25 protein-coding genes are annotated in these 24462 nt (G+C 65.0%); 15 read left to right on the forward strand and 10 right to left on the reverse strand.

The window, feature by feature from the left end; all coding sequences use genetic code 11:
• The 4 genes from PVW49_RS11760 to mdh all read right to left on the reverse strand — a co-directional run bounded on the left by PVW49_RS11760 (position 1) and on the right by mdh (position 6539).
• Complete coding sequence (locus PVW49_RS11760; protein ID WP_274590605.1) at positions 1-2973, reverse strand: 2-oxoglutarate dehydrogenase E1 component; 2973 nt, start codon at positions 2971-2973, stop codon at positions 1-3.
• Between the two features lie 97 nt (positions 2974-3070).
• Positions 3071-3958, reverse strand: a complete 888-nt coding sequence (gene sucD, locus PVW49_RS11765) for a succinate--CoA ligase subunit alpha (protein WP_048532702.1) — start codon at positions 3956-3958, stop codon at positions 3071-3073.
• 85 nt (positions 3959-4043) lie between these two features.
• Positions 4044-5237: an ADP-forming succinate--CoA ligase subunit beta gene (sucC, locus tag PVW49_RS11770; protein ID WP_048532700.1), complete on the reverse strand. Its 1194-nt coding sequence runs from the start codon at positions 5235-5237 to the stop codon at positions 4044-4046.
• A gap of 339 nt (positions 5238-5576) precedes the next feature.
• Positions 5577-6539 carry a malate dehydrogenase gene (gene mdh / locus PVW49_RS11775; protein ID WP_048532699.1) on the reverse strand — a complete coding sequence of 321 codons (963 nt, stop codon included), beginning with the start codon at positions 6537-6539 and terminating at the stop codon, positions 5577-5579.
• A gap of 160 nt (positions 6540-6699) precedes the next feature.
• Here mdh and PVW49_RS11780 point away from each other — a divergent pair, with 160 nt between their 5' ends.
• A complete protein-coding gene (locus PVW49_RS11780) occupies positions 6700-7455 on the forward strand; it encodes a sulfite exporter TauE/SafE family protein (protein ID WP_048532698.1) in 756 nt (251 codons plus the stop codon).
• A gap of 17 nt (positions 7456-7472) precedes the next feature.
• On the opposite strand, the gene PVW49_RS11785 is transcribed toward PVW49_RS11780, so the two are convergent.
• Positions 7473-7793 (reverse strand): hypothetical protein, encoded by a 321-nt coding sequence (locus PVW49_RS11785; protein ID WP_274565975.1) that lies wholly within the window; start codon positions 7791-7793, stop codon positions 7473-7475.
• 203 nt (positions 7794-7996) lie between these two features.
• Here PVW49_RS11785 and PVW49_RS11790 point away from each other — a divergent pair, with 203 nt between their 5' ends.
• From PVW49_RS11790 to PVW49_RS11850, 13 genes are all read left to right on the forward strand, one after another.
• Positions 7997-8854 carry an HpcH/HpaI aldolase/citrate lyase family protein gene (locus tag PVW49_RS11790; protein ID WP_274590606.1) on the forward strand — a complete coding sequence of 286 codons (858 nt, stop codon included), beginning with the start codon at positions 7997-7999 and terminating at the stop codon, positions 8852-8854.
• Positions 8855-8858: 4 nt separating this feature from the next.
• Positions 8859-9407 (forward strand): NnrU family protein, encoded by a 549-nt coding sequence (locus PVW49_RS11795; RefSeq protein WP_274590607.1) that lies wholly within the window; start codon positions 8859-8861, stop codon positions 9405-9407.
• A gap of 4 nt (positions 9408-9411) precedes the next feature.
• Positions 9412-9615 (forward strand): DUF1737 domain-containing protein, encoded by a 204-nt coding sequence (locus tag PVW49_RS11800; protein WP_048532691.1) that lies wholly within the window; start codon positions 9412-9414, stop codon positions 9613-9615.
• On the forward strand, positions 9615-10661 hold the full coding sequence (locus tag PVW49_RS11805) for a MaoC family dehydratase (RefSeq protein ID WP_274590608.1): 1047 nt from the start codon (positions 9615-9617) through the stop codon (positions 10659-10661). Before PVW49_RS11800 ends, PVW49_RS11805 begins: the two co-directional genes overlap by 1 nt.
• Positions 10662-10990: 329 nt before the next feature.
• Entirely contained in the window at positions 10991-11380 is a 390-nt protein-coding gene (gene sdhC, locus PVW49_RS11810; RefSeq protein WP_074836339.1) for a succinate dehydrogenase, cytochrome b556 subunit, read from the forward strand.
• A gap of 11 nt (positions 11381-11391) precedes the next feature.
• Positions 11392-11763: a succinate dehydrogenase, hydrophobic membrane anchor protein gene (gene sdhD, locus PVW49_RS11815; protein ID WP_274590609.1), complete on the forward strand. Its 372-nt coding sequence runs from the start codon at positions 11392-11394 to the stop codon at positions 11761-11763.
• 26 nt (positions 11764-11789) lie between these two features.
• Positions 11790-13598, forward strand: a complete 1809-nt coding sequence (gene sdhA / locus PVW49_RS11820; protein ID WP_048532683.1) for a succinate dehydrogenase flavoprotein subunit — start codon at positions 11790-11792, stop codon at positions 13596-13598.
• Positions 13598-13858: a hypothetical protein gene (locus PVW49_RS11825; protein ID WP_274590610.1), complete on the forward strand. Its 261-nt coding sequence runs from the start codon at positions 13598-13600 to the stop codon at positions 13856-13858. The genes sdhA and PVW49_RS11825 overlap by 1 nt, the downstream gene beginning before the upstream one ends.
• Position 13859: 1 nt before the next feature.
• Positions 13860-14192: a hypothetical protein gene (locus PVW49_RS11830; protein ID WP_048532679.1), complete on the forward strand. Its 333-nt coding sequence runs from the start codon at positions 13860-13862 to the stop codon at positions 14190-14192.
• Between the two features lie 10 nt (positions 14193-14202).
• Positions 14203-14982, forward strand: coding sequence for a succinate dehydrogenase iron-sulfur subunit (locus PVW49_RS11835; RefSeq protein WP_048532678.1), 780 nt, complete (start codon positions 14203-14205; stop codon positions 14980-14982).
• 439 nt (positions 14983-15421) lie between these two features.
• Positions 15422-16126, forward strand: coding sequence for a hypothetical protein (locus PVW49_RS11840; RefSeq protein ID WP_048532675.1), 705 nt, complete (start codon positions 15422-15424; stop codon positions 16124-16126).
• Between the two features lie 482 nt (positions 16127-16608).
• On the forward strand, positions 16609-17808 hold the full coding sequence (locus PVW49_RS11845; RefSeq protein ID WP_274590611.1) for a type III PLP-dependent enzyme: 1200 nt from the start codon (positions 16609-16611) through the stop codon (positions 17806-17808).
• Positions 17809-17955: 147 nt separating this feature from the next.
• On the forward strand, positions 17956-18804 hold the full coding sequence (locus PVW49_RS11850) for an urea carboxylase-associated family protein (RefSeq protein ID WP_074836349.1): 849 nt from the start codon (positions 17956-17958) through the stop codon (positions 18802-18804).
• 36 nt (positions 18805-18840) lie between these two features.
• Here PVW49_RS11850 and glyA read toward each other — a convergent pair whose 3' ends face one another.
• The 4 genes from glyA to PVW49_RS11870 form a co-directional block, all read right to left on the reverse strand.
• Positions 18841-20196 (reverse strand): serine hydroxymethyltransferase, encoded by a 1356-nt coding sequence (gene glyA / locus PVW49_RS11855; RefSeq protein WP_074836351.1) that lies wholly within the window; start codon positions 20194-20196, stop codon positions 18841-18843.
• 81 nt (positions 20197-20277) lie between these two features.
• A complete protein-coding gene (locus PVW49_RS11860; protein ID WP_074836352.1) occupies positions 20278-20850 on the reverse strand; it encodes a hypothetical protein in 573 nt (190 codons plus the stop codon).
• A gap of 107 nt (positions 20851-20957) precedes the next feature.
• On the reverse strand, positions 20958-21827 hold the full coding sequence (locus tag PVW49_RS11865) for a DUF4339 domain-containing protein (protein ID WP_074836354.1): 870 nt from the start codon (positions 21825-21827) through the stop codon (positions 20958-20960).
• A 123-nt stretch (positions 21828-21950) separates the two neighbouring features.
• Positions 21951-22937, reverse strand: a complete 987-nt coding sequence (locus tag PVW49_RS11870; RefSeq protein WP_048532665.1) for a 2-hydroxyacid dehydrogenase — start codon at positions 22935-22937, stop codon at positions 21951-21953.
• Positions 22938-23113: 176 nt separating this feature from the next.
• Between PVW49_RS11870 and PVW49_RS11875 the strand changes: the two genes are divergently transcribed.
• Complete coding sequence (locus tag PVW49_RS11875) at positions 23114-23566, forward strand: SH3 domain-containing protein (RefSeq protein WP_244526479.1); 453 nt, start codon at positions 23114-23116, stop codon at positions 23564-23566.
• Positions 23567-23614: 48 nt separating this feature from the next.
• On the opposite strand, the gene deoD is transcribed toward PVW49_RS11875, so the two are convergent.
• On the reverse strand, positions 23615-24322 hold the full coding sequence (deoD, locus tag PVW49_RS11880) for a purine-nucleoside phosphorylase (RefSeq protein WP_274590612.1): 708 nt from the start codon (positions 24320-24322) through the stop codon (positions 23615-23617).
• Between the last annotated feature and the right edge of the window lie 140 nt (positions 24323-24462).

A 24462-nucleotide genomic window follows, 5' to 3' on the forward strand; every position in this document is an offset into this window, starting at 1 on the left:
TCAGTCGTTTCCTTCAATCGTCAGCGCCTGGTCGACCAGCGCCTGTTGTTGAGCTTTGTGTTGCGAGGCGAGGCCCGTGGCCGGCGAGGCGCTGGCGGCGCGGCCGACATAGACCGGGCGGCTGTGGGTGGCGTTGATCCGGTTGAGCACCCATTCGAGGTTGGGTTCCATGAAGGTCCAGGCGCCCTGGTTCTTGGGCTCTTCCTGGCACCAGATCATCTGCGCGTCCTTGAACCGCTCCAGCTCCTTCACGGCCGAGATCGCCGGGAAGGGATAGAATTGTTCGAAGCGCATCAGGTAGATGTCGTCGAGACCGCGTTTGTCGCGTTCCTCGAGCAGGTCGTAATAGACCTTGCCCGAGCACATGACGACGCGGCGGATCTTGCTGTCGTCGACCAGTTTGGTTTCGGAATTTCCCTTCTCGGCATCGTCCCAGAGGACGCGGTGGAAGGAGGAGCCGGTGGTGAATTCCTCGGCCTCGGAGACCGCCACCTTGTGCCGCAGCAGCGATTTCGGCGTCATCAGGATCAGCGGCTTGCGGAAGGTCCGGTGCATCTGGCGGCGCAGGATGTGGAAGTAGTTGGCCGGCGTGGTGCAATTGGCCACGATCCAGTTGTCCTGGCCGCACATTTGCAGGAAGCGCTCGAGCCGGGCCGAGGAGTGCTCGGGGCCCTGGCCTTCGTAGCCATGCGGCAGCAGGCAGACCAGGCCCGACATCCGCAGCCACTTCGATTCCCCCGACGAGACGAACTGATCGAACATGATCTGCGCGCCGTTCGAGAAGTCGCCGAACTGCGCCTCCCACATCACCAGCGCGTTGGGTTCGGCCAACGAATAGCCGTATTCGAAGCCGCTGACCGCATATTCTGACAAGGCGCTGTCGATCACGTCGTAGCGCGCCTGGCCCTCGCGGACGTGGTTGAGCGGGTAGTACCGCTCTTCGGTGTCCTGGTTGATCAGGGCGGAGTGGCGCTGCGAAAAGGTGCCGCGGGCGCTGTCCTGGCCGGACAGGCGCACCGGATAGCCTTCGGTGAGCAGCGAGCCGAAGGCCAGCGCCTCGGCGGTGGCCCAGTCAAAGCCCTTGCCGGTCTCCAACATCTTCTGCTTGGCTTCGAGCAGCCGGCCCACCGTGCGGTGCAGCGGGAAGCCTTCGGGCGCCCGGACGAGCGCGGCTCCGACCTCTTCCATGGTCTCGGGTTTGATCGCGGTTTCGCCGCGTTGGTAATCGTCGTCGCTCTGCCGGTCGAGATGCGACCACTTGCCATCGAGCCAGTCGGCCTTGTTGGGCTTGTAATCCTTGCCGGCCTCGAACTCTTCGTTCAGCCTGGCCTGGAAGGCGGCTTTCATGTCCTCGATCTCGCCCTCGGGGATCAGACCGTCCTTGACCAGCCGCTCGGTATAAAGCGAGAGCGTCGTCTTGTGTCCCTTGATCTTCTTGTACATCAAGGGGTTGGTGAACATCGGCTCGTCACCTTCGTTGTGACCGAAGCGGCGATAGCAGAAGATGTCGATCACCACGTCCTTGTGGAACTTCTGGCGGAACTCGGTGGCCACCTTGGCGGCATGCACCACCGCCTCGGGGTCGTCGCCATTGACGTGGAAGATCGGCGCCTCGACCACCAGCGCGTTGTCGGTGGGGTAGGGCGAGGAACGCGAAAAGTGCGGCGCGGTGGTAAAGCCGATCTGGTTGTTCACCACGACGTGGATGGTGCCGCCGGTCTTGTGACCGCGCAGGCCCGACAGCGCGAAACATTCCGCCACCACGCCCTGGCCGGCAAAGGCCGCATCGCCGTGCAGCAGCACCGGGATCACCGTGGAATGTTCGGCGTCGTTGCGCTGATCCTGCTTGGCGCGGGCCTTGCCCAGAACCACCGGGTTCACCGCCTCGAGGTGGCTGGGGTTGGCGGTCAGCGACAGGTGCACCTTGTTGCCGTCGAACTCGCGGTCCGAGGAGGCGCCGAGGTGGTATTTCACGTCGCCGGAACCGTCCACGTCCTCGGGCTTGAAACTGCCGCCCTGAAACTCGTTGAAGATCGCCTTGTAGGGTTTGTTCATCACGTTGGCGAGCACAGAGAGCCGGCCGCGGTGCGGCATGCCGATGACGATCTCTTCGACCCCCAGCGCGCCGCCGCGCTTGATGATCTGCTCCATCGCCGGGATCAGGCTTTCGCCACCATCAAGGCCGAAGCGCTTGGTGCCCATGTATTTGACGTGCAAGAACTTCTCGAAACCCTCGGCCTCGACCATCTTGTTGAGGATGGCTTTCCGGCCTTCGCGGGAAAACTTCACTTCCTTGCCGTAGCCCTCGATGCGCTCTTTCAGCCAGGCGCTCTGTTCAGGGTCGGAGATATGCATGTATTGCAGCGCGAAGGTGCCGCAATAGGTCCGCTTCACGATCTCGACGATCTGCCGCAGCGAGGCGATCTGCAGCCCCAGAACGTTGTCGATAAAGATCGGCCGGTCCATGTCGGCGGCGGTGAAGCCATAGGTCTTCGGATCGAGCTCGGGGTGCGGGCTGTCCTGACGCAGGCCCAGCGGGTCGAGATTGGCCGCGAGGTGGCCACGGATACGGTAGGCGCGGATCAGCATCAGCGCCCGGATGCTGTCGAGCACGGCGCGCTGGATCTGATCGTCGGTCAGTTCGACGCCCTGGGCGCGGGCCTTGTCGGCGATCTTCTTGCCGGCGGCGCGGCTCTCGGCCGGGGGCGGGGCGGGCCATTCGCCGGTCAGCGCGGCGGTGACGTCGTCACCGGGCTGCGGCGGCCAGTCGGCGCGCGCCCAGGAGGGACCTTTCGCCTCGTTCTTGACGTCCCGATCATCGTCGCCCAGCTGCCGGAAAAATTCCTGCCAGGCCTCGTCGACCGAGGCCGGATCGTCGGCGTAGCGGGCGTATATCTGTTCCAGATATTCCGCATTGTGGCCTTGCATGAAGCTCGAGGCCTTGAAGATGTCGTTGGGGCTTTGGTCGGTCATCTTTGCACCTTTGGCGGACGTGAACCGGTTGTCTTTAGTCGGTAGGGCGGGGGTGACCCCGCCTTACCATAGGATTGTTTTCAGCCTCTGACAGGGGTCAGCCCTTGTCGATGGCCTCCTTGACGGCCTCGCCCAGCGTTGCCGGGCTGTCGGCCACCACGATGCCGGCGCTGCGCATCGCTTCGATCTTGTCGTCGGCGCCGCCTTTGCCACCGGCGACGATGGCGCCGGCGTGGCCCATGCGACGGCCCGGAGGCGCGGTGCGTCCGGCGATGAAGCCCGCGGTCGGTTTCCAACGGCCCTTCTTCTTTTCGGAGGCGAGGAATTCCGCCGCTTCCTCTTCGGCCGAGCCGCCGATCTCGCCGATCATGATGATCGAGGTGGTCTCGTCATCGGCGAGGAACATCTCCAGCACGTCGATGTGTTCGGTGCCCTTGATCGGGTCGCCGCCGATGCCCACGGCCGAGGATTGGCCCAGGCCCATGTCGGTGGTCTGCTTGACCGCCTCATAGGTCAGCGTGCCCGAGCGCGAGACCACACCGACCGAGCCGCGCTTGTGGATATGGCCGGGCATGATGCCGATCTTGCAGGCGTCGGGCGTGATGACACCGGGGCAGTTCGGGCCGATCAGCCGCGACTTGCTGTTCTCCAGCGCCCGCTGCACCTTCATCATGTCGAGCACCGGAATGCCTTCGGTGATGCAGACAATCAGCTCCATCTCGGCATCAATCGCCTCGAGGATCGAGTCGGCCGCGAAGGGCGGGGGAACGTAGATCACCGAGGCATTGGCCTCGGTCACATGTTTGGCTTCGTGCACCGAGTTGAAGACCGGCAGGTCAAGGTGGGTCTGACCGCCTTTGCCGGGGGTGACGCCGCCGACCATCTTGGTGCCGTATGCGATGGCCTGTTCGGTGTGGAAGGTGCCCTGCGAGCCGGTGAGGCCCTGACAGATCACCTTGGTGTTTTCATCTACGAGGACTGCCATTGAAAGGAGTCTCCTTGTCGTTTCCGTAGGGTGGGTCTGCGACCCACCGTGATCCGCGAGGGTGGGTTACAAACCCACCCTACGATTACCCTTTGACCGCTTTCACGATCTTCTGGGCGCCATCCTTGAGGTCGTCGGCGGCAATCACGTCAACATCCGAATTGTTGATGATCTCCTTGCCCTTCTCGACGTTGGTGCCTTCGAGACGCACCACCAGCGGTACTTTCAGGCCCACTTCCTTGACCGCGGCGATCACGCCCTCGGCAATGACGTCGCAGCGCATGATGCCGCCGAAGATGTTGACCAGGATGCCCTTCACGTTCGGATCGCTGGTGATGATCTTGAACGCCTCGGTCACTTTTTCCTTGGTGGCGCCACCGCCCACGTCGAGAAAGTTGGCCGGCTCGGCACCGTAGAGCTTGATGATGTCCATCGTCGCCATGGCCAGGCCCGCGCCGTTGACCATGCAGCCGATCTCGCCGTCGAGCGCGATGTAGTTGAGGTCGTATTTCGAGGCCTGAAGCTCCTTGGCATCTTCCTCGGTCTCGTCGCGCAGCTCGGAGATGTCGGGCTGGCGGTACATGGCGTTGCCGTCAAAGCCGACCTTGGCGTCGAGCACCTTGAGCTCGTTGCCGGGCATGACGATCAGCGGGTTGATCTCCAGCATCTCCATGTCCTTCTCGATGAAGGCCTTGTAGAGAATGCCCATCAACTTGACGCATTGCTTGACGGCCGCGCCCTCGAGGCCCAGCGAAAAGGCGACGCGGCGGCCGTGATAGGGCTGATAGCCGGTGGCGGGATCGACGCTGAACGACAGAATCTTCTCCGGCGTGCTGGCGGCCACCTCTTCGATGTCCATGCCGCCCTCGGTCGAGCAGACAAAGGACACGCGGCTGGTCTGGCGATCGACCAGCAGCGCGAGATAGAGTTCGCGGTCGATGTCGGAACCGTCTTCGATGTAGATGCGGTTGACCTGCTTGCCGGCCGGGCCGGTCTGATGGGTGACCAGGGTCTTGCCCAGCATCTTCTTGGCTTCTTCGGCGGCCTCTTCGACCGACTTGGCCAGCCGCACGCCGCCCTTTTCGCCGGCGCTCTCTTCCTTGAAGGAGCCCTTGCCGCGGCCACCGGCGTGAATCTGGGCCTTGACGACCCAGAGCGGCCCGTCCATCTCGCCAGCCTTGGTCTTGGCCTCGTCCGCCTTCAGAACGACGCGGCCATCGGATACCGGCGCGCCGTAGGAGCGAAGCAGTGCCTTCGCCTGATACTCATGAATGTTCATGGATCAACTGTCCCGTCTTGCTGCAATTGCATTGTGCCATTGCATATTAAAAACAGGTTCCTAAACGTAAAACTGTCGCGTCAACGGTGTTAGCGCCGAAAACCCGACATTTGTGATCACACGATTTCAGCGTGTGATCACAAACTCTGCGGCCGACCGGGCCTCTCTGCGGACTGCCGCGAATCACCTGCCATGCAAGGCGCCGCGGAACCCCGGCGGCGATGCAAATCCTGCAACCGCCTTGGACGCGCGCCATCTCGAAAACGCCGAAACGAAGACGGGCGCCCCCGCAGGGACGCCCTTGATCATTTCGGCTATCCGGGCGCAGGGCCGGACGGCTCAGGCCAGGGTGCTGTCGATGCCCTTGCAGGCTTCGACCAGGCCTTTCACGGCCTTGACCGAAGCGTCGAACATCTCTTGCTCCTGCTTGTTGAGCTTGATGTTGACGATGCGCTCGACGCCGCCGGCGCCGATCACGGTGGGCACGCCCACATACATGCCGTTCAGGCCGAATTCGCCGTCGCAATAGGCCGCGCAGGGCAGGACGCGCTTCTGGTCTTTCAGATAGGCTTCGGCCATTTCGATGGCGCTGGTGGCCGGGGCATAGAAGGCCGAGCCGGTTTTCAGCAGGCCGACGATCTCGGCGCCGCCGTCACGGGTACGCTGGACGATGGCGTCCAGTTTCTCTTGCGTGGTCCAGCCCATGTCCACCAGATCGGGGAGCGGGATGCCGGCGACGGTGGAATAGCGCACCGAAGGCACCATGGTGTCGCCGTGGCCGCCCAGAACGAAAGCGGTGACATCTTTCATCGAGACGTCGAATTCCGAGGCGAGGAAGTGACGGAAACGCGCCGAATCGAGCACGCCGGCCATGCCGCAGACCTTCTCGGCGGGCAGGCCGGAGAATTGTTGCAGCGCCCAGACCATGGCGTCGAGCGGGTTGGTGATGCAGATGACAAAGGCGTCGGGAGCGTTGTCGCGGATGCCTTCGCCGACCGATTTCATCACCTTGAGGTTGATGCCAAGCAGGTCGTCGCGGCTCATGCCGGGCTTGCGCGGCACGCCGGCGGTGACGATGCAGACATCGGCGCCGGCGATGTCGGCGTAATCCTGGGTGCCTTTGAGCCGGGCGTCGAAGCCTTCGGAGGGACCGGATTCCGCAATGTCGAGCGCTTTGCCCTCGGGGGTGCCTTCGGCAATGTCGAACAGGACAACGTCGCCCAGTTCCTTGAGCGCGACGAGGTGGGCGAGCGTGCCGCCGATCTGTCCTGCGCCGATCAGGGCAATCTTGGGTCTGGCCATGGGAATTTCTCCGGTCGGTGTTGAATTTGGCCGTTTGCGTAAGCCGGAATTCGGCGCGGCGCAAGTGCGCTGCGCTGCGGCGCCAAACGGCGCAACGGCTGGAAGTGCCGGGGTGATAGCGATAAAGACCGGGAAACAAGGGCAGTTAGACGAGGCGCAGATGCTGGAATTCTCCCCCGGATTTTTCGCCGTGGCGCTGCCTGCGGTGGTGTTTGCCGGGGTGTCCAAGGCCGGTTTCGGCTCGGGCGCGTCCTTTGCAAGTGCCTCGATTCTGGCGCTTGTTCTGCCGCCGGGCCTTGCCCTCGGGATCATGCTGCCGCTTCTGATGCTGATCGATCTGGCCAGCCTGCGGCCCTATTGGCGGCGCTGGTCCTGGCCCGAGGCACGGGCGCTGATGCTGGGCGCGCTGCCCGGCGTGGCGCTGGGGGCCTGGCTCTACCGGATCGCCGATGACGATGCCATCCGGTTGCTGATCGGGGTGATTTCGCTGGCGTTCGTGATCTGGCAGATCAGCCTGGCGCGCGGCTGGGTCACGCTGGGCGGGCGGCCGCTGCCGTTGCGCGGCGGCTATCTGTCGGGGATGACCGCCGGGTTCACCAGCTTCGTCAGCCATGCGGGCGGCCCGCCGGCGGCGGTCTTTCTGCTGGGCCGCAAGCTCGACAAGACCCGGTATCAGGCGACCACAGTGATCGTGTTCTGGGTGATCAACCTGTTCAAATTCGTGCCTTACAGCTTCCTCGGCATTTTCACCATCCAGACGCTGATTGCCGATCTCCTGCTTGCGCCCGCCGCGCTGATCGGGGCCTGGCTGGGGGTGAAGGCGCATCACATGATCCCCGAGCGGGCGTTTTTCGCGGTCACCTATGTGCTGCTGAGCTGCACCGGGGTGAAGCTGATCTGGGATGCCCTGGCATAGCGGTGTTCACAGGGGCGTCAGGTGTCACTGCCCTTGGCGGGCAGCGGCTCGGCCAGGGTTTCAAAGGCCTGGCCGGCGGCCATCAGGCAGGTGATGCCGTTGGCGGTGGTGACGGTGATCGTCCAGCTGCCGGTGTCGCGCGAGGCAAAAAGCTCCATCACCGCATTGTTGCCGCCGAGGCCCATGGATTGCCGGCTTTCGCCGTATTTTTCCGCCAGCCGCGCGATCACCGCGTCACGCGGGGCGCAATTGGGGGTGGTCTGGGCGCTGGCCCGATCGGCGGCCAGCGCCAGCAGGCAGGCGCCAAGGCCGAGGCTCAGTTCAAAGACGTTTTTCATGTCGGTCCCTCTGGTTGGGGCGGGCGTCTGACGCCGGCCGGTGGATGGGATCAGCCTGCGGCAAATGGGTTAATTCCGCGGTAAACCTGGCGCACGTTGCCTGTTTTCGGGGTTTCTGCTGCACTGCGGCACTTCACCCCTTGAACTTTTCGGAAATTAATGACCCTAATCCGCGCAACAATCTTGCAAGGAGGATCCTCTCGATGGATATGCGCGCGCGCCCTTACCGTTCCGTTCTCTATATTCCCGGCTCCAAGACCCGGGCGCTGGACAAGGCGCGGGGCATGGCGGTGGATGCGATCATCTTCGATCTCGAGGATGCGGTCTCGGTCGAGGAAAAGGCCAATGCCAGGGCGACGCTGGCCGCGGCTCTGTCCGAAGGCGGCTATGGCCCGCGGATGAGGATCGTGCGGATCAACGGGCTCGACACCGAATGGGGCCACCAAGACGCCCGGGCGGTGGTCGAGATGCGGCCCGACGCGGTTCTGCTGCCCAAGGTGAATTCCGCCAACGATCTCGATGCTCTGGCCGAGATCACCGGCGACCTGCCGATCTGGGCGATGATGGAGACGCCGCAAGGCATGTTGCGCGCCGAAGAGATCGCCGCCCATCCGAAACTCGCGGGCTTTGTCATGGGCACCAATGACCTTGCCAAGGATCTGCAATGCCGCTTCCGCGCCGATCGCCTGCCGCTGATGGCGTCGCTCGGGCTTTGCCTGCTGGCGGCCAAGGCGCATGGTGTGGTGATTGTCGATGGGGTCTACAATGCCTTCAAGGATGACGATGGCCTGCGCAGCGAATGCCAGCAGGGCCGTGACCTGGGCATGGACGGCAAGACGCTGATCCACCCGGCGCAGGTGGCCATCGCCAACGAGGTCTTTGCGCCCTCGGGCGAGGACATCGATCTTGCCGGGCGCCAGATCGCCGCCTTCGAGGAGGCCGAGGCGAAGGGGCAGGGGGTGGCCGTCGTCGATGGCCGCATCGTCGAGAACCTGCATGTTGCCACGGCACGCGAGATACTGGCAAAAGCAGAGGCAATTGCAGCCCTCTCATCGGAGTAGCCTCATGTTTCTTCTTGTCCTCGGTCTCGCGCTCTGGGCGCTGGCACATTTCTTCAAACGTCTGCTCCCGGCCCGCCGCGCCGCGATGGGCGGCAAGGGCAAGGGGGCGGTGGCGCTGGCGCTGGTTGTCTCGGTGGTGCTGATGGTGCTGGGCTATCGCGCGGCGCCGTTCGTCGATGTCTGGTATCCGCCGGAATGGGCGCGGCATCTCAACAACCTGATGGTGCTGATCGCGCTCTTCATGATGTCGCCCGCCCCCAAGAAAGGCCGCCTGCTCTGGGGCATGCGCCATCCGATGCTGATGGGCTTCGGCCTCTGGGCGCTGGCGCATCTGCTGGTCAATGGCGATGTCGCCTCGATCGTGCTGTTTGGCGGGCTGCTGATCTGGGCCACGGCCGAGATTCTGGTGATCAACCGGGCCGAGCCGCGCTGGGTGGCGCCGGCGCCGGGCTCCTATGGCAAGGATGCCATGTTCTTTCTGGCCTCGATCGTGCTTCTGGGTGTGATCGGCTATATCCACGGGCTGATCGGCCCGTCTCCATTTCCGGGGTAACTAAATGAAACTCTATCGTTTTCTATCCGCCGACGACACGTCGGAATTCTGTCACAAGGTCTCGGCCGCGCTCGACAAGGGCTGGGCGCTCTACGGCGACCCGACCTATGCCTTTGACCATGCCAATGGCGTCATGCGCTGTGGTCAGGCGGTGACCAAGGAGGTCGAGGGTAAGTATTCGCCGGACATGAAGCTGGGGGCGCAGTAATGGCCGCGACGACGACCGCCAAGACCAACCCGGGCCGCTTCTTCGAGGATTACCGGCTGGGCGAGGTGATCCGCCACGCCGTGCCGCGCACCGTCTCTGGCGGCGAAAGGGCGCTTTATCATGCCCTGTACCCGGCGCGTCACGCGCTTTATTCCTCGGATGAATTCGCCCGCGGCTCGGGCCTGCCTTCCGCACCGGTCGATGATCTGGCGGCGTTCCATCTGGTGTTTGGCAAGACGGTGCCGGATATCTCGCTCAATGCCGTCGCCAACCTCGGCTATGCCGAGGGGCGCTGGCATCTTCCGGTCTATCCCGGCGACACCCTGCGCGCGGAAAGCGAGGTGATCGGGCTCAAGCAGAACTCCAACGGCAAATCCGGCGTGGTCTATGTCCGCACCCGGGGGCTCAACCAGCGCGACGAAGTCGTGTTGGATTATGTCCGCTGGGTCATGGTGCGCAAACGCGATCTCGCGGCGCCGGCACCGGAGACGGTGATCCCCGAACTGCAAAAGGTGATCCCGGCGGCGGATCTCGTGATCCCCGACGGGCTCGACTTTTCCGGCTATGATTTCGATCTGGCAGGCGAGCCGCACCGCTGGGGTGACTATGTGGTGGGCGAGACCATCGATCACGTCGATGGCGTCACCGTCGAAGAGGCCGAACACATGCTGGCCACCCGGCTCTGGCAGAACACCGCCAAAGTGCATTTTGATGCCACTTTCCGTCCCGACGGGCAGCGGCTGATCTACGGTGGGCATGTGATATCGCTAGCGCGCGCGCTCAGCTTCAACGGGCTGGCCAATGCCCAGATGATCGTCGGGCTGAACGGCGGCGCACATGCCAACCCCTGTTATTCCGGGTTGACGGTCAAGGCCTGGTCAGAGGTGCTCGACAAGGCCGAGACCGGCGCGCCCGGCGTCGGCGCGATCCGGCTGCGGCTGGTGGCCACTTCCGGCGGCGATCCCTTCACCCTCAAGGGCGCGGACGGCAAGTACCTGAGCCATGTATTGCTCGATCTCGACTACTGGGCGCTGATGCCCGTCTGACCCAAAGGTAGGGCGGGTCTGCCCCATTGTCCCGCCCTCCAAACCGCGTGATCACACCCCTCCCGAGACCTCCCCGAGACCCGCCCGAGACGTGATCGCTAACATATACCTGATGAATTTTGGCAGGTATATGCCGCCTGGATCTGCACCGAATCACCGGGTTTTCTGCATAGCGGCAATTTTGTGATCACTGCCTCCGAGGCTGTGATCACAAATCCCGAAAAATCCGCCAATTGGGCCAAAAAACCACGTCTTATCGGGGGCGCGCCCGGTGACACGCCGGAAAAAATCACTATCACCTATAGTCAAGAGAACCGAAAGGAACCGCCATGGCTGATGTGAACCGGGGCAATCGCCCGCTCTCTCCTTTCATGATTGGACCGTATTACCGGCCGCAGATCACCTCGATCTCGTCAATCATGGTCCGTCTCACCGGCATTGCTTCGCTCGGCAGCGCCCTCCTCGTGGTCTGGTGGCTGCTGGCGGCGGCGACTTCGGAAAGTGCCTTCGGCCTGATCGACGGCCTGCTGCGCAGCTGGTTCGGCGACCTGATCCTGCTGCTCGCCTCCTGGGCGATCTGGTATCACATGCTGGGCCGGCTGCGGCATGTGATCTGGGATTTCGGCTACGGGCTCTCGCTCGAGACCTCGGAAAAGATGGGCTGGGGCATGTTCATCGCCGCCACCGGTCTGGCCCTGTTCACGGCCATCGTGCTTTAAGGAGGCCTAGGATGAATTACCTGACAGATCGCAAACGCGCCGAAGGGCTTGGCTCGGGCCGCGAAGGCACGCATCACCACTGGAAAATGATGGTGACCTCGATCAGCCTTGTCGTGCTGGTGCCGCTGTTCGTCTTTGTCTTTGGCAGCGCGCTCGGCCGCAGCCAGGAAGCGGTCATGGCCTTCTTTTCGCGCCCGTTCCCGCTGATCGTGATCGCCATGGGGCTGATCGTGGGCCTGACCCACATCAAGATGGAAATTGACGAAGCAGTCGAGGATTACGTCCACGGCATCGCCCGCAAGCTGACCCTCGTGGCCACGGCGGCGCTGGTCTACACGCTGATGGTGGCCGGCCTCTTCGCTCTTTTGAAACTCGCCCTCTGATCCGCCGCGCGAGAAGGAAAACAACAATGACAGCAGCTTACGAATACGAGACGCATGATTATGACGTCGTTGTGGTGGGCGCCGGCGGTGCTGGCCTGCGCGCGACGCTGGGCATGGCCGAACAGGGCCTGCGCACCGCCTGTGTGACCAAGGTCTTTCCGACCCGCTCGCATACCGTGGCGGCGCAGGGCGGTATCGCCGCCTCGCTTTCCAACATGGGCCCCGATCATTGGCAGTGGCACATGTATGACACGGTCAAGGGTTCCGACTGGCTCGGCGACACCGACGCGATGGAATATCTCGCGCGCGAGGCGCCCAAGGCGGTCTATGAACTCGAGCACTACGGCGTCCCGTTCTCGCGCACCGAGGAAGGCAAGATCTACCAGCGTCCCTTCGGCGGCCACACCACCGAGTTCGGCGAAGGCCCGGCCGTGCAGCGCACCTGCGCCGCCGCCGACCGCACCGGCCATGCCATCCTGCACACGCTCTACGGCCAGTCGCTGAAGCAGAAGGCCGAATTCTACGTCGAATATTTCGCCATCGACCTGTTGATGAGCGAAGACGGCGCCTGTCAGGGCGTGCTCTGCTGGAAGCTCGACGACGGCACCATGCACGTCTTCAACGCCAAGACCGTGGTGCTGGCCACCGGCGGCTATGGCCGCGCCTATTTCTCCGCCACTTCGGCCCACACCTGCACCGGCGACGGCGGCGGCATGGTGGCCCGCGCCGGCCTGCCGCTTCAGGACATGGAGTTCGTCCAGTTCCACCCCACCGGCATCTACGGCTCCGGCTGCCTGATCACCGAAGGCGCGCGGGGCGAGGGCGGATACCTCACCAACTCCGAAGGCGAGCGCTTCATGGAGCGCTATGCACCGCAATACAAGGACCTGGCGCCGCGCGACTACGTGAGCCGCTCGATGACCATGGAAATCCGCGAAGGCCGCGGCGTCGGTGAGGACGGGGATCACATCCACCTCAACCTGTCGCATCTGCCGCCCGAGGCGCTGGCCGAACGCCTGCCGGGGATTTCCGAGAGCGCCAAGATCTTTGCCGGTGTCGATGTCACGAAAGAACCGATCCCGGTACTGCCGACGGTGCATTACAACATGGGCGGCATTCCGACCAACTACTGGGGCGAGGTGCTCAACCCCACCGCGGATGACCCCAACCGCGTGGTTCCCGGTCTGATGGCCGTGGGCGAGGCCGGTTGCGCCTCGGTGCATGGCGCCAACCGCCTCGGCTCGAACTCGCTGATCGACCTGGTGGTCTTTGGCCGCGCCGCCGCGATCCGTGCCGGCAAGGTGGTCGACGCCGAGAGCGCGGTGCCGACCGCGCCCAAGGCCGAGATCGACAAGGCCTTCGACCGGTTCGACGGGCTTCGCAACGCCAAGGGCGGCACGCCGACGGCCGAGCTTCGGCTCGAAATGCAGAAGACCATGCAGGAGGACGCCGCCGTTTTCCGCACTGCCGAGACCCTGTCGCAGGGTGTCGAGAAGATGACCAAGATCGCCGCCAAGCTTGACGATCTGCATGTCACCGACAGCTCGCTGATCTGGAACTCCGATCTGATGGAGACGCTGGAGCTGACCAACCTGATGCCCAATGCGCTGGCCACTATCGTCGGCGCCGAGGCGCGCAAGGAAAGCCGTGGCGCCCATGCCCATGAGGATCACCCCAAGCGTGACGACGAGAACTGGCGGGTACACACCATCGCCACGGTCGATGGCACCAAGGTCGATCTCAGCTTCCGCCCGGTGGTCAAGGACCCGCTGACCACAGAAGACGAGGGCGGTATCGCGCTGAAACGGATCGCGCCCAAGGAAAGGACGTTCTGATGAAGCTGACCCAGGTACTGACTCTCGCGGCGTTCTGCGCCGCTCCGGTTGCCGCGCTGTCCCAGTCTTATGGCGAAAAGGGCTGGATCAGTGGGGTGGATGCCAAATCCTATGTGGCCGCCGACGATCATTACGTCGCGCCGGGCAAGGAGGCCCGTGTCTATGTCGAGCCCGCGCGCGCGGCGCCGTCCGAGACTTTCGGCTGTGTCATGGGGCTGGGCGTGATGCAGCGCGGCACGCTGATCTGCCCGGGGCACTGACGTGACCGGAGTGACGGGCACGAGGGCCATCTCCCTCGCCGCGCTGGCGCTGGTGCTGGCCGCCTGTACGCCGGCGTCGCAGGACCAGTTGGCCCGTGGCGCGGCGAAATCCGTGGTGGCGCGTGCCGCCGCCGAGCGGCTGCCCGGCGTGCCGGTCGCGCCCTATACCGATTGCATTATCGACAATGCCACGTCGCAGCAGATTCTGGTGCTTGCGGCGGACAGCGTCACCGGGCCCACCGCCTCGACCTGGGAAATCATCACCGGGATTGCGCGCAAACCCGAGACCCTCCAATGCCTGCTGACCAATGGCGTCAGCGCCTTGCTGCAATAGGAGCAACGACATGGTACAACTGACCCTCCCCAAGAATTCCCGCATCAAGACCGGCAAGACCTGGCCCAAGCCCGAGGGCGCGACCAATGTTCGCAAGTTCCAGATCTATCGCTGGAGCCCGGAAGAGGGCGGCAATCCCACGGTCGACACCTATTTCCTCGACATGGACAAATGCGGGCCGATGGTGCTCGACGCGCTGATCAAGATCAAGAACGAGATCGACCCGACGCTGACTTTCCGCCGGTCGTGCCGCGAAGGCATCTGCGGCTCCTGCGCGATGAACATCGACGGGATCAACACGCTGGCCTGTATCTACGGCCTCGACGAGATCAGCGGCGACGTGAAGATCTATCCGCTGCCGCATATGCCGGTGGTCAAGGATCTGATCCCCGATCTGACGCATTTCTATGCCCAGCACGCCTCGATCATGCCCTGGCTGGAGACCAAGACCAATCGCCCGGCCAAGGAATGGAAGCAATCGATTGAGGACCGCAAGAAGCTCGATGGGCTTTATGAATGCGTGATGTGCGCGTCCTGCTCGACAGCCTGCCCGTCTTATTGGTGGAACGGCGACAAATACCTCGGGCCGGCGGCGCTGCTGCATGCCTATCGCTGGATCATCGACAGCCGCGACGAGGCCACAGGCGAGCGGCTGGACGATCTGGAAGATCCGTTCAAGCTCTATCGCTGCCACACCATCATGAACTGCACCAAGACCTGCCCCAAGGGGCTGAACCCGGCGGAGGCGATTGCCCACATCAAGAAGATGATGGTCGAACGCGCGGTCTGATCCCCGGGGCGCATCGGGCTTGGAGGCCCCGGATCACGTCCGGGGCAGGCCGCCGGATCGGGTCCGGGTCAGGCCCATGGACCGCGACAGGGGACGGGCCCCGCGCCCCAAGCTCTCCCCGTCCCGGACCTGATCCGGGACCTCCCTCGCGCCGAGCAACCCGGCAGGCCGGTCGACAGCCGCGCCGCGCGAGCTAGATGTCATCCGGCACGCCAAGCCACCTGCGGTCCCATGATCATCCTACTCGGCCTTCTGATCGCTTTTATCCTGCTGCTGATCTTTGCGCGGCCCGCGACGCGGCAGTGTCGCTGGCGGGAGCGGCGCGGGGCGGAGGAGAGCCAGTGGCACTGCGCCTATTGCGGCGCGCAGACCGGGGGCGCGCCGGGCAGGCCGCCGGATTTCTGCTTGCGCGATCAAGGGCCACCGCTAGGTTGAGGCAATGCAATTCCTGTGCCCGCCCGAGCTGCTCGACCATATTCCGCATCCGCAGCCGGCGGCGAAATTCCTGCCGCAGTGGTTTCGCGACCTGCCGCGCGAGATGGGTCTGCGCGATGCCCATGGGCTGCCGGGGCTGACGGTGCGGGCTTGCCTGCCGGTGGCAGACATCATGGCGCTGGGCTGGATCATCCCGCTGCCCTTCGACATTTCCGCCGGCGTCGACCCGGACACCGGCCAGTTGCAGTTCCGCTGGGCCGAGGGTCTGCCCTTCGCTCCGATCGAACCGCACCACCCGGGTCAGATCGGCGCCGGCCGGCCGCCGTTTCAGGCCGTCCAGCCGCTGAAGTTCCTCAATCCCTGGCGTGTGATCCTGCCGGCGGGCTGGTCAGCCGCCTTCCTGCATCCGCAGAACCATTTCGAGCTGCCCTTCCGGGCCTTTTCCGGAGCGGTGGATTGTGACGCGCTGGAGGTGCCGGTGAATGTGCCCTTTGTCTGGCAGGCGCAGAGCGCCGAAGCGCATCTGCCCGCCGGAACGCCGATGGTTCAGGTCGTGCCCTACGAACGAAAGGCGATGACGGGTGCCGCGCAAGTGCGCGCCGAGAGCGTCGACGAACAGGCCGCCCGGGCGGTGGCGCATCGCCGCAAACACAGCGAAGAATCGATCTATGCCCGCGAATGGCGTCGGCGGCACGAGCGCGGCGGCTAGGTCTGCTCCCGGCGCATGGCGAGCTTGCGGACGCGGGGGCTGCGCCGGGCGGTCCCGGCCTTGTCTCAGAGGTGGGGACGGAGCCTCGCGGCCGAAGGTACTGGCATGAAAACCTGTGAGAAAATCGATGCAGAACCCGCGCCGGCCGCGCTGGATCAGGCTTAGGCCTGTTCCACGCCAGAGACGCTGCCGGCTTCTGATGCGCGGGTCTCGTCCGCCGCGCCGGCCGCCTGACGACCGGCAGTTTCGCGCCCTTATCGGCCAAAAGGCCGGGGCGCGGAAAAATCCCCGGAGCGGGCAAATTTCCTCTTGATCGAATCCCGCTTCCGCTCCATATGCGGCTTCAAGACGCCAACGCACGCGCCTCTGTCGAGGTGGGCAATGCAACACCCACGCGGTTACGTAGCGACGGTAACGTCTCCCTTGGAACTGAGCGGTCTGCGCCGGGAAACCGGAATGGCCGGGTCTGATTGGAGATGACCATGAACGCATATGTAACCGGGCTCACCGCTCGCGACAGCTCTTTTGTCACCACTGCAAACACCGATCAGCCCGCCGTTTCGCGCGTCGAGGCTTATATCCGCGCGCAGGATTTTGCCCGCCCGACGCTGGTGATCGACACCGAGGCCGTGGCCCGCCAATTCGCCGCGCTGGCGCAGGGCCTGGGCCGCGCGCGCATCCATTATGCCGTCAAGGCCAACCCGGCGCCCGAGATCCTGCGCAAGCTGCACTCGCTGGGCTCGAACTTCGATGCCGCCAGCCGGGTCGAGCTTCAGATGTGCCTCGATGCCGGTGCCGCGCCCGAGCAGCTGTCTTTCGGCAACACCATCAAACGCGCGTCGGATATCGCTTGGGCGCATGGGCAGGGGATCGACCTCTTTGCCGTCGATGCCGAGGAAGAGATCGAAAAGATCGCCGCCAATGCGCCCGGCGCCCGCGTTTACCTGCGCATCATCGTCGACGCCACCGAGGCCGAGTGGCCGCTGACCCGCAAGTTCGGTTCGGGCCGCGACAAGGCACTGGCGCTGATCGCGATGGCCAAGGACTACGGGCTGAACCCGGTCGGCCTGTCGTTCCACGTCGGCAGCCAGACCCGTCGCGCCGCGATGTGGGCGCCGATCCTCGATCAGGTGGCCGCCGTCTGGCATGCCGCGAAAGCCGAGGGCCACGAGTTGACCCTGTTGAACATCGGCGGCGGTTTCCCGGCGTTCTACGGCCGCGAGATCGACGCGCCGGCGCTTTATGCCGCCGAGGTCATGCGTCTGGTGCAGGAGCGGTTCGGCGACGTGCCCGAGATCATGGCGGAGCCGGGCCGGGGCCTGGTGGCCGAGGCCGGTATGATCGCCGCCGAGGTGCTGCTGGTGTCGAAGAAATCCGACGATGACCTGCACCGCTGGGTCTATCTCGATATTGGTCGTTTTTCCGGCCTGGCCGAGACCGAAGGCGAGGCGATCCGCTATCAATTCGCCACCGAGCGCGACCACGAGACAACGGGTGCCTGCATTCTTGCCGGCCCGTCCTGCGACAGCGCCGACGTGCTCTATGAAAAACAGCCGGTGCAGCTGCCGCTCGGGCTGCGCGCCGGCGACAAGGTGATGATCCGCGCCTGCGGGGCCTATACCTCGACCTATGCCAGCGTCGGCTTCAACGGCTTCCCGCCGCTGGACGTGGTGGCGATCTGATCCGGGAGCGCCCCGGGGCAAGAACCGAGCTGCTGACTTGATGAGTAAACGGGGGCGACGCGGCCGGCGTTGCCCCCGTTTGCCGTTTGCGGGCTTGCCAAGGCTGCGCCCGCCCTGTCAGATCGCGGCAAACGACAGGAGTTCTCGATGTCCCAGATGCCCGCCGATGCCGAAGAGCGCCGCGCCGTCCCGCCGGTGATCTGCTACCCGCCGGAGACGCTGCCCGACCCGCAACTGGCGCTGAAACAGGCGGCGCGTGCGGGTGCGGAAAAGCTCTCCGAGGTGCGGGTGCCGCCGCGCGAGGCACGGTGTTTCGAGGTGAAGGCCGGGCAGTTCGTGCGCATCACCTCGGTCGAGGGGCCGCAGGTGGGTGATCTGAACCTGTGGAATGCGCAGGATCTGGGTGAGCGGTTCTTTTCGGGCAAGACAAGGGCGTTGCATGGCACCCATGTGAGTACCGGCGACAGGCTCTGGTCGTCGCTGCCGCATCTGCGGGCGATGGCGACGGTGGTGGCGGATACGCTGGACTGGTACGGGATCGACGAGTTCGGCGGCGCGGTGCATGACGTGATCGGCACCCGCTGCGATCCCTATACCGGCCACCTTCTGTCGGGGGTGCAATATCATCATTGCTGCCATTCCAACCTGACGCGGGCGCTGGCCGAGGCCCGCGGGCTGCCGCTGGAACATGCCGAATTGCATGTGCATGACGTGCTCAATGTCTTCATGTGCACCGGCTTCACCCGCGACACCGGGCAGTATTTCATGAAGGCCAGCCCGGTGCGCCCCGGCGATCACTTCGAACTTTTTGCCGAGATCGACCTGCTGGGCGCGCTGAGCGCTTGTCCGGGTGGCGATTGCTCGGCCGAGCACACCTCGGATGCGGCGGCCTGCCATCCGCTGCTGGTGGAAGTTTTTGCGCCGGCACCTGAGGCGCTGGCCGGGTGGGAGCCGGCGCCGGCCAACGGCTATGACCGGACACACGGGCTGGGCTGAGGTGTCCAGGGGCGAGAGGCCGGCGCGGCGGGTGCTTCAGGACGGGGGCGGGGCCTCTGCCTGGTGGATGAAGTGCAGCCGGTCGAAGCTGGCGCGCCAGGCGGCGACATCGGCGGCCAGGGTTTCCGGCGCATCGGCGGTAAGCGCCCTGGCGACAAGCCGGGCCAGTTCCGGCGCGTGCGCGTCGGTCATGCCCCAGCGCACCAGCTCCGGCGTGCCGATGCGCAAGCCGTTCATGTCGCCTTCGACCGGATCGCCGGGCAGGCCGATGCCGCAGGCGAGGAAACCGGCCTTGCGCAGGGACTTCGAGGCCGCCTGACCGCCGCCGAAGTTTTCGGCACGCAGGGCGAACTGATGCGACCGGGTGGCGCCATCCGACGTGCGGAACACCGGCAACCCTTCCGAAGCCATGTCGCGGGCCAGGGCGCGGGCCAGGGTGACCATCTGCGCCGCATAGGCCTGGCCATGATCGCGCCAGTCGAGCAGCGATACCGCGAGAGCGGCGGATTTGGCGGCGTCGAAATTGGCGGTGAGACCGGGAAAGGCGATCTGCTCCAGCCGCTGGGCGATCTCGGCGTCGCGGGTGACAATCAGCCCGCCGGGCGGGCCGCCGAGCGATTTGTAGGTGCTCATGGTGATCAGATGCGCGCCGTCATCGAGCGGATTGGGCCAGGCGCCGCCGGCGATGATGCCGCATTGATGCGCGGCGTCGAACAGCAGGCGGGCGCCGGTCTGATCGGCGATCGCGCGGATCTCGCGCACCGGATGCGGCAGCAGGTTGAGGCTGCCGCCGATGGTGATCAGCCGCGGCTCCACCGCCTCGGCCAGATCGGCCAGCGCCGCGAGATCGACGGTGTAGCCGTCGGCATCGACCGGCGCCTCGTAGATCGTCAGCCCGTAGAGCCCGGCGGCCCCGCTATCGTGATGGGTGACATGGCCGCCGATCTCGGCCGGTGGCACGATCACCGCGTCGCCGGGCTTGCACAACGCCATGAAGGCAAAGAGATTGGCCATTGCGCCCGAGGGCACGCGAATTTCGGCATGGGTCGCGTCAAAGACCTCGCAGGCCAGTTCGGCAGCAATCACCTCGATCTCTTCGATCGCCTCGAGCCCCATCTCGTATTTGTCGCCGGGATAGCCGAGCGAGGGCCGGGTGCCGATGCCGCTCGACAACAGCGCCTCGGCCGCGGGATTCATCACGTTGGTGGCAGGGTTGAGGTTGAAACACTCGCGCTCGTGGATGCGCCGGTTCATCGCCGCCAGCGTGGTAATGCGGCTGGCGATCTCGGCGCTGTCGCCGGTGGCGGTGCGGCCGGCGATCTTGTCGATCAGCGTGGCGCTGCGCTCGGGCAGCCACGCGCGGGCCGCGAGTTTGGCGGTGGGGTCGGACATGCTTGGCCTCGTGGGTTTTCTGCCCGGCCACTCAACCTTGTCGCGGTCGCCGGTGTAAACCCATTATCGCCCGGGCGGTCATCAGCCGCGGGCGGCGCGGCGCTCGCGGCGGACGCGAAATACCTCTTCACGCGGGGTCCAGGTGTAGCGGCTGTCCTTCAGGGTCTGGACCCAGAACAGGGTGCCGCCCAGGCGCCAGGGGTCGAGCACGATGCCGTCATATAGCGACTGGCCGCGCTGCGACAGGATGACGGTGGAATGCTCGAGCAGAAGATTGTCCCAGTTGGCCACCGCGCGGTGCAGTTCCAGCGAACCGAAGCGTTCCTGCTTCAGGCGCTTTTCCAGATCGTCGGCCCAATGATAACACAGGCCCCGCGGCTTCAGCCCGAGGTTGACCTTGGAATTGTGGACCAGCGGCGGATCCTCGATCTCGTAGAGTTTCGCCAGCCGCCAGGTCTCGGAATAGGCCACCGTTGCGGCGCGAGTTGCCTCTTCCGGATCGACCTCCGGGCCCAGCATCTGCAACGCCCGGGTCAGCGCCTGTTCGTCTTCGGGGGTGGCCAGTGTCGGGCCATAGGTGCCGGGGGCCGCACAGGCAGACAGCCCGGCGGCGGGCAGCGCCATGAGAAAGAAGCGTCGGGTGAGGGCGGGCATGGGTATCCTGCGTGTGGCCGGGTCTGGCCCACGTTTTAGCGCACTCACCGGCACTGTCGAGCCACCCGGGCTTGCCGGATGGCCGATTGTTGCCCATTGGCAGGCAGCTAGCGAATGCGGTGCACCCGTGTGCCCTGATCGTTCACCAGCGTGTTGCGGTCGACGATGCGCAGGGGAAAGGCGCCGCTCACCGTTTCGACAAAGGGGCCGGTGTCGAGGAAATAGGTCGCCGACCCCTTGAGGACCAGCACGAAGTCAGTCTCGGAGGCGTTCTGGATCTCGTAGGTGCCGTCGAAAGTGAAGTTCAGCTGCTGGGTATAGCCGCGCGCGGTCATCTCGACCTGGCCATAGCCTTCATAGGTCTTGTCGCGGCGGTATTCCGTGGTGCCGGTGATCCGCGCGCTTTCGACGCCCGACATTTGCATCTGTTCCGGATCGGAACGCCAGGTGCCGGTGAGAAAGGCCACGCCGTCAAAGCTGGGGGTGACCGGCGCCGGCGGTGGGGCGGCGGCGAGGATGTCTTGCAACTGTGCCACCTCCTTGGCGCGTTTCCATTCGGTCATGCCCTCCATCCAGACATAGGTCTCACCGGTCAGCTCGCCGCTGGAGACTTTCCGCTTGAGCTCTGCGGCAGCGAACGGCCCCGTGGTGGCGCCGCCGGCGGCAATATAGATCGCCAGCACCGGGTCGGCGGGCGGTGGCGGCGGCGGTGTGGCCTTGCGGTCGTCATCGGCGGGGGGCGGGGGCGGCGGCGTGACACGCGTGTCGGGCACATCCGGCGTGCCGTCGCCTCCGGGCGGCTGCGGGGTGATCGAAATCGGCGGGGTCGGCGCCTCGCCTTCGGCGGGTTTGGCGCCGGCACCCAGCTTGTCGAAAAGGCCGGGGGTGCTGAAGGTCACCTGCGCCTCGGCCGGGGAAAAGTGGGCGAGGCTCGCAAGAAGAAAGACGGCACAAAGGCCGCGGATGAGACAAGTCATCGTTAAAACTCCCTTGATTCAATGGCCGCAGCATAGCAGATGCGCCGCCGCTCCCAAAGGACGCGGCGCCGGCACACGGAAATTGTCAGAGAGGCGAACTGCCGGGACGGGGCCGGGGTCCGCTCAGAGCATCGCGGGCACCACCTGATCGGGCGGGCGATGGCCATCGGCAAAGGTCTTGATGTTCAGCAGCACCTTTTCGCCCATCTCGAGCCGGCCCTCGAGCGTGGCCGAACCCATATGCGGCAGCAGCGCCACGTTGGGCATGTTGCGCAGGTCGGGGTTGATGGTGGCGCCATGTTCATAGACGTCGAGCCCGGCGCCGGCGATCTCGCCCGCCTTGAGCATACGGGTCATGGCGTTTTCGTCGATCACCTCGCCGCGCGAGGTGTTGACGATGACTGCGCTGGGTTTCATCAGCTTGAGCCGCCGGGCGTTCATCAGGTGAAAGGTCGAGGGGGTGTGCGGACAATTGACCGAGATCACATCCATTCGCGCCACCATCTGGTCGAGGCTTTCCCAATAGGTGGCGTCGAAGCGCTCTTCCACTTCGGGGCGCAGCCGGCGGCGGTTGTGGTAATGCACCTGCATGCCAAAGGCCATGGCGCGGCGGGCCACCGCCTGGCCGATATGGCCCATGCCGAGGATGCCGAGCCGGCGGCCACCGACCCGTCCGCCGAGCATCGCCGAAGGCGACCAGCCGCCCCAGTCGCCGGTCTGCATCAGCGCGAGGCCCTCGGGAATGCGACGGGTGACGGCGAGGATCAGCGACATCGCCATATCGGCGGTGTCCTCGGCCGAGACGCCCGGGGTATTGGAGACCAGAACGCCCCGGCTGCGTGCGGTGGCGACGTCGATGTGATCGACCCCGGCGCCGTAGTTGGCGATCAGCTTGAGCCGCTCGCCGGCGCCTGAGATCAGCCCGGCGTCAATGGTGTCGGACAGGGTTGGAACTATGACATCGGCCTCTTGCATTGCGGCGGCCAGCTCCTGCCGGCTCATCGGCGTGTCGGCTTCGCGCAGGCGCACGTCGAAGAGTTCGGTCAACCGGGTTTCTACCACCTCGGGCAAGCGTCGCGTAACGACAACACTCAGGCGTTTTGATGGCATGTGCTCCCGGCTCCTTCTTCCCATCGGGGTCGTCTTGGGGGCACACTGCCGCAGAGCACGCGGAGGCACAAGAACCCCGTGGCGAATAAACGATTGGCAGGCAGTGCAAGGTGACTGACATGGTGTCGCGGGCCACGCGAACGGGCGCTATCGGCGCGGTGATACTGAGTTTCTGGATGGGGATGGCCGCCGCGCAGGAGACGCGCGGACCGGTGACGAACCTGCCTTTGCCTCGGTTCGTCTCGCTCAAGGCGAACGAGGGCAACGTGCGGCGCGGCCCGTCGTTGAGCCACCGCATCGACTGGGTGTTCAAGCGGCGCGACATGCCGCTCGAGGTGACGGCCGAATATGGCCACTGGCGCCGGGTGCGCGACCGCGAAGGCGCCGGCGGCTGGGTGCATTACGCGCTGCTCTCGGGGTCGCGGACGGTGATTGTCGATGCTGATCTGCTGGCGCTGCATGTGCGCCCCGACGGGCGCACGCCGGTCAAGGCGCGGCTGGAGCGCGGTGTGATCGCGCGGCTGGGTGATTGCGATCTGGAATGGTGCCAGGTGAGTTCCGGCGGCTACAAGGGCTGGGCCGAGAAACGCGCGCTCTGGGGCGTGGCCCCGGACGAAATCCGCGAGTAGGGCCCTGACGCGGCGCCAAGGTCGCCGCGCCGGGGCCGCGTGGGCCGCTCAGCCCTTGAAGGCCGCTTCCAGCGCGATCCCGACCATGTCGCCAAAGCTCTTTTCGCGCTGTTCCGACGGCAGCGCCTCGCCGGTCAGCAGGTGGTCCGAGACCGTCAGCACCGCCAGCGCCCGCACCTTGTGACGCAGCGCGAGGATGTAGAGCTCGGCCGCCTCCATCTCGACCCCGAGAATGCCGTGACGGGTCATCTGCTCGTTCAGGTCGGGGCGCTCGTCATAAAAGACATCCGAGGAATAGATGCCGCCCACATGGGCCGGCGTGCCGCGCGCCTCGGCCGCATCGGCGGCGGCGCGCAGCAGGCCGTAGTCGGCGCAGGGCGCAAAGTTCAGCTCGCGCAGGATGCCGCGCGACGGCGTCGAAAGCGTAGTCGAGGTCATGGCGATGATGATGTCGCGGACCTTCACCGCCTCCTGCATCGCGCCGCAGGAACCGATGCGGATCAGGGTCTTGGCGCCGTAGTCGCGGATCAGCTCGTTGGCATAGATCGACAGCGAGGCCATGCCCATGCCCGAGCCCTGGATGGTGACCCGCTGGCCTTTCCAGGTGCCGGTATAGCCCAGCATACCGCGCACCTCGTTGATGCAGACCGCATCTTCGAGAAAGGTCTCTGCCGCCCAACGCGCCCGGTAGGGGTCGCCCGGCATGAGCACGGTTTCTGCGATATCGCCGGGGTTGGCCCCGATGTGAATGGTCATGGCACACTCCGCTGCGCAATTATGATGCACAAAGAGTGACATCGGGGCTTTCGGATCACAAGTGGCGCGGATTATGTGCATTAGCGATTGAAGACGGGCGACTTATCCTTAAAGTTGAATTCGGGGGCAAAAGGGAAGGC

This window comes from Marinovum sp. PR37, assembly GCF_028807375.1.
GTDB classification, from domain to species: Bacteria; Pseudomonadota; Alphaproteobacteria; order Rhodobacterales; family Rhodobacteraceae; genus Marinovum; species Marinovum algicola.